Annotated in this window: 14 protein-coding genes; 13 read left to right on the top strand and 1 reads right to left on the bottom strand. The window is 72.1% G+C overall.

Annotated features, from left to right (window positions below):
* Window positions 1-40: 40 nt before the first annotated feature.
* The 12 genes from B7K25_RS03695 (at window position 41) to B7K25_RS03640 (ending at window position 11018) form a co-directional block, all read left to right on the top strand.
* Window positions 41-1840, top strand: a complete 1800-nt coding sequence (locus B7K25_RS03695) for a bifunctional sugar phosphate isomerase/epimerase/4-hydroxyphenylpyruvate dioxygenase family protein (protein WP_084104307.1) — start codon at window positions 41-43, stop codon at window positions 1838-1840.
* A 24-nt stretch (window positions 1841-1864) separates the two neighbouring features.
* Complete coding sequence (gene pgsA, locus B7K25_RS03690) at window positions 1865-2455, top strand: CDP-diacylglycerol--glycerol-3-phosphate 3-phosphatidyltransferase (RefSeq protein ID WP_234988060.1); 591 nt, start codon at window positions 1865-1867, stop codon at window positions 2453-2455.
* The gene (locus B7K25_RS03685) at window positions 2442-2957 is read left to right on the top strand and encodes a CinA family protein (protein WP_371328276.1); all 516 of its coding nucleotides are present in this window, start codon (window positions 2442-2444) and stop codon (window positions 2955-2957) included. Before pgsA ends, B7K25_RS03685 begins: the two co-directional genes overlap by 14 nt.
* A gap of 91 nt (window positions 2958-3048) precedes the next feature.
* The gene (locus B7K25_RS03680) at window positions 3049-3360 is read left to right on the top strand and encodes a helix-turn-helix domain-containing protein (protein ID WP_084104304.1); all 312 of its coding nucleotides are present in this window, start codon (window positions 3049-3051) and stop codon (window positions 3358-3360) included.
* Window positions 3360-3593 carry a DUF3046 domain-containing protein gene (locus tag B7K25_RS03675; RefSeq protein ID WP_084104303.1) on the top strand — a complete coding sequence of 78 codons (234 nt, stop codon included), beginning with the start codon at window positions 3360-3362 and terminating at the stop codon, window positions 3591-3593. The genes B7K25_RS03680 and B7K25_RS03675 overlap by 1 nt, the downstream gene beginning before the upstream one ends.
* Window positions 3594-3804: 211 nt before the next feature.
* Window positions 3805-4893, top strand: a complete 1089-nt coding sequence (recA, locus tag B7K25_RS03670) for a recombinase RecA (RefSeq protein ID WP_084104302.1) — start codon at window positions 3805-3807, stop codon at window positions 4891-4893.
* A gap of 53 nt (window positions 4894-4946) precedes the next feature.
* The gene (locus B7K25_RS03665) at window positions 4947-5423 is read left to right on the top strand and encodes a regulatory protein RecX (protein WP_159450097.1); all 477 of its coding nucleotides are present in this window, start codon (window positions 4947-4949) and stop codon (window positions 5421-5423) included.
* A 26-nt stretch (window positions 5424-5449) separates the two neighbouring features.
* A complete protein-coding gene (gene rny / locus B7K25_RS03660; protein WP_084104300.1) occupies window positions 5450-6910 on the top strand; it encodes a ribonuclease Y in 1461 nt (486 codons plus the stop codon).
* A gap of 2 nt (window positions 6911-6912) precedes the next feature.
* A complete protein-coding gene (gene miaB, locus B7K25_RS03655; protein WP_084104299.1) occupies window positions 6913-8466 on the top strand; it encodes a tRNA (N6-isopentenyl adenosine(37)-C2)-methylthiotransferase MiaB in 1554 nt (517 codons plus the stop codon).
* Window positions 8467-8473: 7 nt separating this feature from the next.
* Entirely contained in the window at window positions 8474-9439 is a 966-nt protein-coding gene (gene miaA, locus B7K25_RS03650; RefSeq protein ID WP_084104298.1) for a tRNA (adenosine(37)-N6)-dimethylallyltransferase MiaA, read from the top strand.
* Window positions 9440-9491: 52 nt separating this feature from the next.
* Window positions 9492-10415, top strand: coding sequence for a diaminopimelate epimerase (gene dapF, locus B7K25_RS03645; RefSeq protein ID WP_084104297.1), 924 nt, complete (start codon window positions 9492-9494; stop codon window positions 10413-10415).
* A gap of 18 nt (window positions 10416-10433) precedes the next feature.
* A complete protein-coding gene (locus tag B7K25_RS03640; protein ID WP_084104295.1) occupies window positions 10434-11018 on the top strand; it encodes a YdeI family protein in 585 nt (194 codons plus the stop codon).
* Between the two features lie 115 nt (window positions 11019-11133).
* Here B7K25_RS03640 and B7K25_RS03635 read toward each other — a convergent pair whose 3' ends face one another.
* The gene (locus B7K25_RS03635) at window positions 11134-11742 is read right to left on the bottom strand and encodes a class I SAM-dependent methyltransferase (RefSeq protein WP_084104294.1); all 609 of its coding nucleotides are present in this window, start codon (window positions 11740-11742) and stop codon (window positions 11134-11136) included.
* A gap of 60 nt (window positions 11743-11802) precedes the next feature.
* Here B7K25_RS03635 and hflX point away from each other — a divergent pair, with 60 nt between their 5' ends.
* Window positions 11803-13311, top strand: a complete 1509-nt coding sequence (gene hflX, locus B7K25_RS03630) for a GTPase HflX (RefSeq protein WP_084104292.1) — start codon at window positions 11803-11805, stop codon at window positions 13309-13311.
* The last annotated feature ends 14 nt before the right edge of the window (window positions 13312-13325 follow it).

Raw genomic sequence — 13325 nt, 5'->3', positions numbered from 1 at the left:
GCCTCGGCGAAGAAATGTACCGAGTGGTACATTGCGTCTCATGCGCACGTCAATTGCGACGGTCTGCCTCTCCGGAGGGCTCGTGGAGAAGATCCATGCCTGCGCCTCCGCCGGGTTCGACGGCATCGAGATCATGGACGCGGACCTGGTCGCCGCCGAGGAGTCACCCGAGGAGATCCGCGCGCTGTGCGCACGGCTCGGCCTCGAGATCGACATGTTCCAACCGTTCCGCGACGTCGAGGGCGTGGATGATGCGACCTTCGCGGCCACGCTCGAACGCGCGGAGGCGAAGTTCGACGTCATGCGCAGGCTCGGCACGGACCTCATGCTGGTGTGCTCGAACGTCGCGACCGCGACCATCGGCGACGACGCGGTCGCGGCGCGCCAGCTGGGCGAGCTCGCGGACCGTGCCGCCGCCCACGGCATCCGGCTCGCCTACGAGGCTCTCGCGTGGGGAAGGTTCGTGAGCGACTACCGCGACGCGTGGCGCGTCGTCCGTCGCGCGGATCGACCCAACCTCGGGGTCTGCCTCGACAGCTTCCACATCCTGTCCCGTGGGCACGATGCGCGCGCGATCGAGGAGATCCCCGGCGACCGGATCCTCTTCGTGCAGCTCGCCGACGCGCCCGCCCTGCAGATGGACGTCCTGTCGTGGAGCCGGCACCACCGCCTGTTCCCGGGAGAGGGCAGCTTCGACCTCGCGGGGTTCTTGCGCCACGTCGAGGCCGCAGGCTACGCGGGGCCCATCTCTCTCGAGGTGTTCAACGACACGTTCCGCCAGACGGACGTCGTGCGCACCGCCGCTCACGCCCGCCGATCGCTCACCTGGCTCGAGGATCGCGCCGGCTCGACCGCGACAGGCGCCGTCCCGGTGCCGCCCCAGCAGCTTCCGACGGGCACCGACTTCGTCGAGATCGGCGGCGCCGACCTCGAGCGCTTCGACGCGCTCCTCGAGCGCTGCGGCTTCGCCTTCCGAGGCAGGCATCGCAGCAAGCCCGTGCGCCTGTGGACCGCAGGTGACGCCCGCATCATCCTCAACGAACAGGTCCGCGACGAACGGCCGAGACTGTCGGCGATCGGGCTCGAGGTGCCGGACGCCGACGCGGCGGTCGAGCGTGCGCAGGCGCTGGGCGCGCCGCGTGCCTACCGTCGCACCTACGCAGGGGAGCAGGAGCTGCGGGCCGTGGCGTCTCCCGACGGGACCGAGGTCTACTGGAGCTCGCACCGCGCGGAGGAGTCCTGGATGACGGAGTTCGTGGGCGGAGGCGCCGAGGGCTCCTTCGCGGGCGTCGTGGACCACGTCAACCTCGGCTTCCCGTGGCAGGAGTTCGATGAGGCCGTGCTCTTTGCCGGCAGCGCGCTCGGGCTCGAGGCGCAGGCGGCCGAGGACGTGCCCGGTCCCATGGGCCTCGTGCGCAGCCAGGTCATGCGCACACCGTCGGGCGACGTGCGGATCCCGATCAACCTTGCGCCGCCCACCGCTCCGACTCCGCAGCGCCACGTCGCCGTCCACTGCGGGGACCTCGTGGCGCTCGCTCGTGCGGCACGAGCGCGCGGACTCGAGACGTTGCCGGTGCCCGACAACTACTACGACGACCTCGCGGCACGGTGGGGAACGAGCCTCGACGCGGACCTGCTCTCCGACCTGCGGGAGCTCGGCATCTTCTACGACCGCGACGCGAACGGCGAGTTCCTGCACCTCTACACGCCCGCGGTCGGCGACGTGTTCGTCGAGCTCGTCGAGCGCCGCGGCGGGTACGACGGCTACGGAGCGGTGAACGCGCCGGTGCGCCTCGCGGCCCAGCGCCGCGCCACCGCCGCGACGCACGCCCTCGGCTGACGCCGCCACCGTTAAGGTGTGCGTGTGAGCGCCGCCGTCCCCAACATCCTCACCGCCGCACGCCTCGTGGCGGTGCCGATCGTGGTGTGGCTGCTGCTCGCGGACGGCGGAGCCGACGGGCCGATGCGCTGGTGGGCCCTGGGTCTCTTCCTCGCCGCGGCGGCGACCGACTACCTCGACGGCTACCTTGCACGCCGCTGGGGCGTCGTGTCCTCGTTCGGCAAGCTCGCCGACCCGATCGCGGACAAGGTGCTGATCCTGGGCGGGCTCGCGTGCCTGGTGATCGTCGACGGGCTCCCGTGGTGGCCCCTCGCTGTCCTGGTCGTGCGCGAGGTCGGCGTGACCCTCGGACGGCTCGCCGTCGCCGCGGACACCGTGATCGCGGCGTCGATGGGGGGCAAGGTCAAGACGGTGCTGCAGCTCCTCGCCCTGACGCTGCTGATGTGGCCCGAGGGGCCGGCGTGGTTCGACACCCTCGGCTGGTGGTCGCTCGTCGCCGCTGTCGTGGTGGCGGTCGTGACAGGCATCGACTACGGCCGCCGCATCGTCGCCGCGGCGCGGGCCTCCCGCGCCCCCGCGGCGGTCACGGAGGCCGATGCGGATGCCGGCTCCTGACGCACCCGTCACCCCGTCCGCGGTGCTGGACGCGGCGCTCGCGGCTCAGGTGACGCTCGCGACCGCCGAGTCGCTGACCGGGGGAGCGCTCTGCAGCTCTCTCGTCGACACCCCGGGTGCCTCCGCCGTGGTGCTCGGCGGCGTCGTCGCCTACGACGCGAAGCTCAAGCACAGCGTGCTCGGCGTGGACGCCGCGCTCCTGCGCGACCACGGCGTCGTGTCCGAGGCGACCGCGGCGGCCATGGCCGCGGGAGTCCGCGAGGTCACCGGCGCCGACGTGGGCGTCGCGACCACCGGAGCGGCGGGGCCTGAGGCGCACGACGGGGCCGCGCCGGGGACCGTGTGCCTCGCCGTGTCGACGGACGGGCGCACCGTGGCGCGGACCCTCATGGTGCCCGGTGACCGCGCCCAGGTGAGGGCCGGCGCGGTCACCGCGGCCCTCGGACTCGTGCTCGAGGCGTTGGACGAGCGCATCGGCCGTTCCGCTCAGCGCGGAACGTGACCTGAGCCTCGTGGACTCAGGGAACACGGCTGGGGTACCCTGCGTTAGACGTGACGTGAAAGAGCTGAGCGCCACTCCGGGGAGGATCCGCATGCCTGTGCTGCGCAACGAGATCGGCGACGTCCTGAGGGACGCCCGCCTGACCCAGGGCAGGACGCTGCGCGACATCTCCTCGGGAGCCCGTGTCTCCCTCGGCTACCTGTCCGAGGTCGAGCGTGGCCAGAAGGAGGCCTCCTCCGAGCTGCTCGCCTCGATCTGTGAGGCGCTGGACGTCCCGATGTCCGCGATCCTGCGCGAGGTGTCCGACCGCTTCGAGACCGCCGAGGCGCTCGACGACGTGTCGGTCATGCCGACCATCCCGGACACCGTTCCCGAGCTGCTCGGCGAGGTGCGCGCCCGCTAGTGCGCCACAGCCAGTTCTGGGCGCTTCTCGACGACGTCTTCGGCGAGGCCTACTCCCGCACGCTGGCGCGGGAGCTCGCCCTCGACGGGCTCGACTCGCGCACGGCAGATGCGGCCCTGGCTGACGGGGTCGCGCCCCGCGACGTGTGGCACGCCGTGTGCGATCAGATGGACGTCCCGCTCGAGCGTCGCGACGGGGGACGGCGCGAGCGCGCCGTGCCTCCGCCGCGCTGACCGCGAGCCGCCCGCGCCGCTCGCGCGACACGCCGTGCGCGTGCGCTTTCCTTCGAACATGCGTTCGATTACGCTGGTCCCAGGACGGCCGTCGCGCCGGCCCCTCCTCAGCGAGTCGGGCACCACGCGACGCCGATGTCAGAGGCGCGTCATAGCGTTGCTGATGGAAGGTCAGGCGCGGCAGGAATGCCGCAGAGCATTGGGAGACGACATGGCACAGGCGGCAGACCGCTCGAAGGCGCTGGAGGCAGCGCTCGGACAGATCGACAGGCAGTTCGGCAAGGGCTCGGCGATGCGCCTGGGCGAGCAGAAGCGCGTCGCCGTCGAGGCGATCCCCACGGGCGCGATCGCGCTCGACATCGCGCTCGGCATCGGCGGGCTTCCGCGGGGCCGCATCGTCGAGATCTACGGTCCGGAGTCCTCGGGAAAGACGACCGTCGCCCTGCACGCGGTGGCGAGCGTCCAGCGCTCCGGTGGCACCGCAGCGTTCATCGACGCTGAGCACGCGCTCGACCCCGAGTACGCGAAGAAGCTCGGCGTCGACACCGACAGCCTCATCGTGTCGCAGCCCGACACCGGTGAGCAGGCCCTCGAGATCGCGGACATCCTCGTGCGCTCCGGCGGCGTCGACGTCCTCGTCATCGACTCGGTCGCGGCGCTCGTGCCCAAGGCCGAGATCGAGGGTGAGATGGGCGACAGTCACGTGGGCCTCCAGGCCCGACTGATGTCGCAGGCGCTGCGCAAGATCACCGGCGCGCTCAACACGACCGGCACCACCGCGATCTTCATCAACCAGCTGCGCGAGAAGATCGGCGTGTTCTTCGGCTCGCCCGAGACCACCACGGGCGGCAAGGCGCTGAAGTTCTACTCGTCGGTGCGCCTCGACGTGCGCCGCATCGAGACCCTCAAGGAGGGCACCGAGCCCGTCGGCAACCGCACCCGCGTCAAGGTCGTGAAGAACAAGATGGCGCCGCCGTTCAAGCAGGCGGAGTTCGACATCCTCTACGGCCAGGGCATCTCGAAGGAGGGCGGCATCATCGACCTCGGCGTCGAGCACGGCTTCGTGAAGAAGTCGGGTGCCTGGTACACCTACGAGGGCGACCAGCTCGGCCAGGGCAAGGAGAACGCCCGCAACTTCCTCAAGGACAACCCGGAGCTCGCGGTCGAGATCGAGAAGAAGATCAAGACCAAGCTCGGCATCGGCGTCGCGGCAGGCGAGGGCGACCAGTCGCCGCAGGTCGCGCCCGAGGACGAGACCCAGGCGGCCGCCAAGGCCGCCAAGGAGCGCGCGACCTTCTGAGTCGCGCATCGATGTCCCCGCGCGCTCGGCAGCAGTCCGCACCCACGACACCCGTGGACCCTGCCGAGCGCGCGCGGGAGATCGCGCTGAGGCTCCTCACGCACTCAGCGCGCTCGTCCTCGCAGCTGCGCGAGGGGCTGCTCAAGCGCGAGGTCGAGCCCGCGATCGCCGACGAGATCATCGCGCGCTACCTCGAGGTGGGGCTGCTCGACGACGCCGCGCTCGCCGGATCGATCGCCCGCACGCGTCACGCCGAACGTGGAGCCTCGCGGCGCGCTATCTCGCAGGAGCTGCGGCGCAAGGGCTTCGAGCACGACGACATCGAGGCGGCGCTCGAGCAGATCAGCGGCGACGACGAGCAGGATGCGGCACGATCCCTCGCGGCCAAGCGTTGGAGGTCCTTGGAGGGCCACGACGACCAGACCCGCGTCAGACGGGTCGTCGCGATGCTCGGGCGCAAGGGATACTCGCCTGACGTCGCATTCGGGGTTGTGAAGGAGCTCCAACGTGCCGATAGAGCAGGCGAGTAGCATGCCCTGATGCGAGGAGGACCGCGGTGCCACAGCTGATCGCGACCGTCGCGACCCTGCTGCTTCTCCTCGCGTCCGTGCTCGTGGTGCACTTCGCCAGGCGCGAGGCCGCGGAGATCCGTCGCTCGACGTCCGCGGAGACGCAGGCGATGCGCGAGGAGGCCCGCGACCTGCACTCCGAGGCCCAGCGCCGCGAGGAGCGCGTCGCCCAGCGCGAGAAGGACCTCGCCGGCGATCAGCGCGCCTCGCAGAAGTTCCAGCGTGCTCTCGACGAGCGCGCCACCGTGGTCGCGCGCGACGAGCGCCGGCTCGCGGACCAGCGCTCCTCGCTCGAGCACCGTGAGCGCGAGGCACTCGCGGCGGTCGCCGGGCTCACGGCGGCGGAGGCGCGCGAACGCCTCGTCGCGGAGCAGGTGCAGGCTGCCAAGGACGCAGCCATGTCCGAGGTGCGCCGGATCGAGCGCTCGACTCGCGAGACGGCCCAGCAGCGTGCCCGCGAGGTGCTCGTGCAGGCGATGCAGCGCCAGACGGGCGAGGCCGTGACCGAGACCTCGACCACCTGGATCGACCTCCCGAGCGAGGAGATGAAGGGCCGCATCATCGGACGCGAGGGGCGCAACATCCGCGCCTTCGAGTCGCTCACCGGCGTCAACGTGATGGTCGAGGACGGAGTCAACGCCGTCCAGCTGTCGTCGTTCGACGTGGAGCGCCGGGAGATCGCCGAGGTCACGCTGCGCGACCTCATCGAGGACGGCCGCATCCAGCCCCAGCGTGTCGAGGCCGCGTATGCGCGCGCGGTCGACGACGTCGACCAGCGCCACCTCGACGCGGGACTCGACGCCATCGAGAGCGCCGGCGTGCGCGGCATCAGCCAGGAGCTGGTCTCGACGCTCGGCCGGCTTCGACTCAGGACCTCGTACGGCCAGAACGTGCTCAGCCACCTTGTGGAGTCGGCGCGCATCGCCGCCGACATCGCGCGCGAGATCGGCGCCGACGTCGAGCTGGCACGACGGTCGGCGTTCCTGCACGACATCGGCAAGGCGTTCAGCCACGACCGCGACGGCACCCACGCGGCGATCGGTGCCCAGCTCGCCCGCGAGCACGGCGAGAGCGGCGAGGTCGTGAACGCCATCGCCGCGCACCACGACGAGGTCCCGCAGCAGACCCTCGAGGCCGTGATCGTGCAGATCGCCGACGCGGTGTCCGCGTCGCGCCCCGGCGCCCGCCGCGAGGACTCCGATGGCTACGTCGAGCGCATGGAGAGCCTCGAGCACCTGGTCGCCGAGCACGCGGGCGTCGTCAAGGTGGTCGCGATGGCAGCCGGTCGCGAGGTGCGCGTCGTCGTGGAGCCCGACATCGTCGACGACGCGGGCACGCGAGACCTGGCGCGTACAATTGCTGAGCACATCAGCAAGGACTTCAGCTTCGCTGGAGAGATCAAGGTGACCGTCATCCGTGAGCTACGCGCGGATGCCGTCGCAGGGTAGGCATGACTGACACCGCACTCGCACCCACGTACCTCGTCCGGACGCTCGGGTGCCAGATGAACGTCCACGACTCCGAGCACATGGCCGGCCTCCTCGAGGGCGCCGGCTACGTCGCCGCGCCCGCGGGGGCAGACGTCGCGGACGTCGTCGTGATCAACACGTGCGCGGTGCGCGAGAACGCCGCCACCCGCCTCTACGGCAACCTCGGCCAGCTCGCTTCCGCGAAGGCCGAGCGGCCCGGCATGCAGATCGCCGTGGGCGGCTGCCTCGCGCAGAAGGACCGCGGCGAGATCGTGGAGAAGGCGCCGTGGGTCGATGTGGTCTTCGGCACGCACAACCTCGACGTGCTGCCCGCCCTGCTCGACCGCGCCCGGCACAACGCTGAGGCGCAGGTGGAGATCGAGGAGTCGCTCCAGGTCTTCCCTTCGACCCTGCCGAGCCGCCGTGATGCCATCGCGAGCGGCTGGGTGTCGATCTCGGTGGGCTGCAACAACACGTGCACCTTCTGCATCGTGCCGAGCCTGCGGGGCAAGGAGCGCGACCGGCGACCGGGCGAGATCCTCGCCGAGATCGAGGCGCTCGTGTCTCAGGGCGTCGTCGAGATCACGTTGCTGGGCCAGAACGTCAACTCCTACGGAGTCGAGTTCGGCGACCGCGGCGCGTTCGCCAAGCTGCTGCGCGCGTGCGGCGACATCGACGGCCTCGAGCGCGTCCGGTTCACCTCGCCCCACCCTGCGGCGTTCACCGACGACGTGATCCAGGCGATGGCGGAGACCCCCAACGTCATGCCCAGCCTGCACATGCCCCTGCAGTCGGGCTCTGACGCGGTGCTGCGCGCCATGCGCCGGTCGTACCGCTCGTCGAAGTTCCTGGGGATCCTCGACAAGGTGCGCGACGCCATGCCGGACGCGGCGATCACCACCGACATCATCGTCGGCTTCCCGGGCGAGACGGACGAAGACTTCGAGGACACCCTGCGGGTGGTCGAGGCCTCGCGATTCTCGAGCGCCTTCACCTTCCAATACTCGCCGCGCCCGGGGACCCCGTCCTACGAGCTGCCCGAGATCCCGGCGGACGTGATGAAGGAGCGCTTCGGGCGCCTCCAGGAGCTCCAGGAGAGGATCTCGCTCGAGGAGAACCAGGCCCTCGTCGGCCGTACCGTCGAGCTGCTCGTCCTCGACTCGTCCGGCAAGGCGTCCGGAGGTCGCAAGGACTCCGCGCACGCCAGGCTGTCTGGACGCGCTCCCGACAACCGCCTCGTGCACTTCACCGTGCCCGACGGCGCGGAGTCTCCGCGCCCCGGCGACCTCGTCACGGTCGACGTCACGCACGGCGCCCCGCACCACCTCATCGCGGACAGCGGCATCGCCGGCGGCACCTACGCCGTCCGCCGCACCCGGGCGGGCGACGCCTGGGACGGCGTGCAGTCGGGCGAGCACGACCACACGTCGGGCGGTTGCGGCAGCGCCTGCGGCACCGGCACCCCGGCGCCCGGCGGCCCCGTGGGGCTCGGCATGCCGACGCTGCGCCCCGCGAACGCCGCGCGCGGCGCCTGAGCCGCCCGTGAGCGCCCAGGCCGAGCGCGCATCGGCGCCCGCACCCGACCGTGTCGCCGCGCCCCGTGCGATCGCGCTGGTGGGGGCCACGGCGACCGGCAAGTCCGCGCTGTCGCTCGCGCTCGCCGAGAGGCTCGGCGGCGAGGTCGTCAACGCTGACTCGATGCAGTTCTACCGAGGCATGGACATCGGCACCGCCAAGCTCACGGCCGAGGAGCGCCGGGGCATCCCGCACCACCAGCTCGACACGCTCGACGTCACGGAGGACGCCTCGGTGGCGCGCTTCCAGCGCGAGGCACGGGCCGACATCGACGCGATCCACGCGCGCGGCGGACGGGCCGTCGTCGTCGGCGGCTCGGGCCTGTACGTCCGTGCGCTGCTCGACCGCTTCGAGTTCCCGCCCACCGATCCGCAGGTGCGGGCCCGCCTCGAGGCACGGGCGGAGGTCGAGGGCCCGGGCATCCTGCACCGCGAGCTCGCCGCGGCAGACCCCGACGCCGCTGCGCGCATCCCCGCGCAGAACGCCAAGCGCATCGTGCGTGCGCTCGAGGTCATCGAGCTGACGGGACGGCCGTTCTCGTCGACGCTGCCCACGCACGAGTACGAGATCCCGGCGGTCCAGATCGGGCTGCGGCTCGACTACGACGTGCTCGACCCGCGCATCGAGAGGCGCGTCGACCACATGTGGGACGCGGGCCTCGTCAACGAGGTGCGGTCCCTCGAGGCGGCAGGACTGAGAGACGGCGTGACGGCACGCCGGGCGGTGGGCTATGCGGAGACGCTGCGCCACCTCGACGGCGAGCTCACCGTCGAGCAGACGCGCGCGCTCATCCAGCAGTCGACGCGGCGCCTCGCGCGACGCCAGGCGAAGTGGTTCCGCCCCGACGCGCGAGTGCGGTGGATCGACGCCCCACGCGACGGCGCGGACGTCGAGCGCGCGGCGACCGACGCCCTGGCCGCGGTCGAGGGCTGAGCCAGCCCGCGCATCGGCCGTCCTGGCGATGCGCCGCAGGTAGCCTGAGGGCATGACTCACCTGCGCTTCACCAAGGGCCACGGCACGGAGAACGACTTCGTGCTGCTCTTCGACGAGCGCGGCGCGATCGACCTGACTCCCGAGCTGGTGCGCTTCCTGTGCGACCGCCGCGCCGGCCTGGGAGCCGACGGCGTCATTCGTGCCGTGCGCGCGGGACACCTCTCCGCGGGGTCCGGCCTCAGCGCCGACACGTGGTTCATGGACTACTGGAACGCGGACGGCTCCACGTCGGAGATGTGCGGCAACGGCGCTCGCGTGTTCGCCGCCTTCCTCGAGCGTGAGGCCGGCGCCGAGCTGGGCGGCGGCCTCACGATCGGCACCCGCGGCGGCACCCGCACCCTCACGGCTCTCGGCGGGGGACGCTACGCCGTGGGCATGGGGGAGTTCCGCATCGCCGATGCGCCCGGCGGCTTCGACGCGGAGGTCGAGGCTGGCGGGCTGAGCCCCGCGCGCCCCGCCCTGTCGATCGACGTCGGCAACCCTCACCACGTCGTGGCGCTGGCCTCGACCGACGAGCTCGAGGCGCTGGACCTGACCTCTGCGCCGCGCGTCACCCCCACCCCGCCCGCGGGATCCAACGTCGAGTTCGTGGTCACCCGCGGCGGTGAGGTCCGCGACGGCGTGGAGCGGGGGCGGGTCCGGATGCGCGTGCACGAGCGCGGCTCGGGCGAGACGCGGTCCTGCGGCACCGGCGCCTGCGCGGCGGCGCTCGCGGTGCGTTCGTGGGCCGGCGAGGGCGCCCCCGACGTGTGGGACGTCGAGGTCCCCGGCGGCATGGTGACCGTCCGGGTGGTCGGCACGCGGACGGTGCTCGAGGGACCCGCGGTGCTGGTCGCGGACGGCGAGGTCGACGTGTCGCTCGCCTCGCCCTCGGTCGTGGCTCAGGCGGCGCCCGCGGGCGCCGTGCGCGCCTGACCGGGGGAGTGCCGAGCGATGCACCCCGTCGACGCGGCGCCCGACGGGCGCGAGCGCATCCATCCCGAGAGCGCGGCCGAGTGTCGCGCGTGGCTCGCCGCCCACCACACCCGCACCGCGGGCGTGTGGGTGGTGCGCTGGACCGCCAAGAGCGGCCGGGTCGAGATGGAGTACGACGACCTCGTGCGCGAGCTGCTCTGCTTCGGCTGGGTCGACTCGACGGCGGGCAAGGTCGACGACGAGCGCACCATGCTCTACTGCGCGCCGCGCAAGAAGGGCTCGGGCTGGTCGCGGCCCAACAAGGCGCGCATCGCAGAGCTCGAGGCCGCGGGCCTCATCGAGCCTGCAGGCGCTGCGGCCATCGCGCGGGCGAAGCAGGACGGATCGTGGACGTTGCTCGACGACGTCGAGGACCTGGTGGTCCCGCCCGACCTCGCCGCGGCGCTCGAGGCGCGACCCGGCGCCCGCGCACACTTCGACGCCTTCCCGCCGTCCGCGCGCAAGTACGCGCTCGCGCAGCTCGTGCTCGCCAAGCGGGAGGCGACGCGCGCGGCGCGGATCGAGCGGATCGCCGACGCGGCGGAGCGCGGCGAGCGGATCTGACCACCTCCGCCAACCCCTTCCCCTGACGAGAGTGGGCCCACTTTCATCCTTTCGGCAAGCTTCAGGGTGAAGGTGGGTCCACTGTCGTGCTCGGAGGGGAAGGGCCGATGCGCGCTCAGCTGGCACGGCGGGTGACACGCAGCACGCGGAAGCCCTTGGCGCTCGCCACCTTCTCGATCTCTCCCCAGCCCTGCTCGCCGATCCACCGCGCGAGCGAGTCGGCGCCGAGGTTGCGCTGCACGACGAGCCAGGCCTCGCCGCCCGGCGCGAGGCGCGGAAGCCACGTCGCGAGCAGCTCGTGCAGGGCCGCCTTCCCGATGCGGATCGGCGGGTTCGACCAGATGGCGTCGAACGTGAGGGTGGTCGGCACGTCGTCGGGCTCGAGGGCGGTCACCTGAGCGGCGACGCCGAGGCGCTCCGCGTTGCGGGCGGTGAGGTCGAGCGAGCGGCGGTTGACGTCGACGGCGGTGACGCGCGCATCGGCCGTCCCGAGCGCCGCCGTGAGGGCGAGCGGCCCCCAGCCGCAGCCGATGTCGAGCACCTGACCGGCCGGAGCCGGCGGGAGGTGGCGCAGCAGCACCTGGGTGCCGAGGTCGACGTGGCCGGGGGAGAAGATCCCCGGCGCGGTCTCGACGTCGACCTCGCGGCCGGCGAGGTTCACGGAGATCACGCGTCGTTCGTCGGCGGACGCCGGCTCGGCGCTGAAGTAGTGGTCCTCGCTCACGCCAGGAGCGTACCGCCGCTGGTGGTGCGTGTCGGCGGCCGATGCGACAATGGATCCAGCATGAGTGAGACCCTTCCGTACGACGACGGCCCGTACGACCACGACGACCAGGCACCCTCTCGCGCCGACGCGGTGATCGAGCGAGTGCTGTCGCGCGCCGGGACGGCCGTGGCTGAGGGCGGCACCGCCCGGACCGACTACGACGGCGACCAGTTCGACCGCGAGGAGCGTGCGGCCCTGCGCCGCGTCGACAACCTGTCGACCGAGCTCGAGGACATCACCGAGGTCGAGTACCGCCAGCTGCGCCTGGAGAAGGTCGTCCTCGTCGGGCAGTGGTCGCACGGCTCCGCCGCCGACGCCGAGGTGGGCCTGCGTGAGCTCGCCGCGCTCGCCGAGACAGCAGGCTCGCAGGTGCTCGACGGCGTCCTGCAGCGCCGTCCGCATCCCGACCCCGCGACGTACATCGGCAAGGGCAAGGCCGAGGAGGTGCGCGAGATCGTCGCCGCCGTCGGCGCGGACACCGTCGTCGTCAACGACGACCTCGCCCCCAGCCAGCGCCGCGCGCTCGAGGACGTCGTCAAGGTCAAGGTCATCGACCGCACCGCGCTGATCCTCGACATCTTCGCGCAGCACGCCAAGTCCAAGGAGGGCAAGGCTCAGGTCGAGCTCGCCCAGCTCGAGTACCTGCTGCCGCGCCTGCGCGGCTGGGGTGAGTCGATGTCCCGTCAGGCCGGTGGCCAGGTGGGCGGCGCCGGGGCGGGCATGGGATCGCGCGGACCCGGTGAGACCAAGATCGAGCTCGACCGTCGACGCATCCACACCCGCATGGCGCAGCTGCGTCGCCAGATCAAGGCGATGGAGCCGGCGCGCGAGGTGCGCCGCGCCAACCGCCAGGCGCTGCCCAACGTCGCGATCGTCGGCTACACGAACGCCGGCAAGTCCTCGCTGCTCAACCGCGTGACGGGCGCCGGCGTCCTCGTCGAGAACGCGCTGTTCGCCACGCTCGACCCCACCGTCCGCCGCTCCGAGACCCCGGACGGCCGCGCCTTCACCGTCTCCGACACCGTCGGGTTCGTGCGCGACCTGCCGCACCAGCTGGTCGCGGCCTTCGCCTCGACGCTCGAGGAGGTCGCCCACGCCGACCTCATGCTCCACGTCGTCGACGCGTCGCACCCCGACCCCGAGAGCCAGATCAGCGCCGTGCGCACCGTGCTGTCCGACGTTCCGGGTGCGGACAAGGTGCGCGAGGTCATCGTGCTCAACAAGGCCGACATCGCGGACCCGGAGACGCTCATGCGGCTGCGCGCGCGTCCCGAGACGACCATCGAGGTCTCCGCGCTCACGGGAGAGGGCATCGGGGCACTCATGGAGCTCATCGGCCGCGAGCTGCCGCGTCCGGAGATCCGCATCGACGTCCTCGTGCCGTACACCCGCGGCGACCTCATCAGCGAGGCGCACACCCACGGCGAGATCCTCGAAGAGACCCACGAGCCCGAGGGTACTCGCCTGGTCGCGATGGTCGACGAGTCGCTCGCTGCCCGCCTGAACGCCGCCGCCGTCGCCGCGTGAGCGCCTCGGTGACG

It is taken from the genome of Demequina sp. NBRC 110056 (assembly GCF_002090155.1).
GTDB lineage: Bacteria > Actinomycetota > Actinomycetes > Actinomycetales > Demequinaceae > Demequina.
The sequence above is the reverse complement of the archived record's forward strand: the minus strand, read 5'-3'. Positions and strand labels throughout refer to the sequence as shown.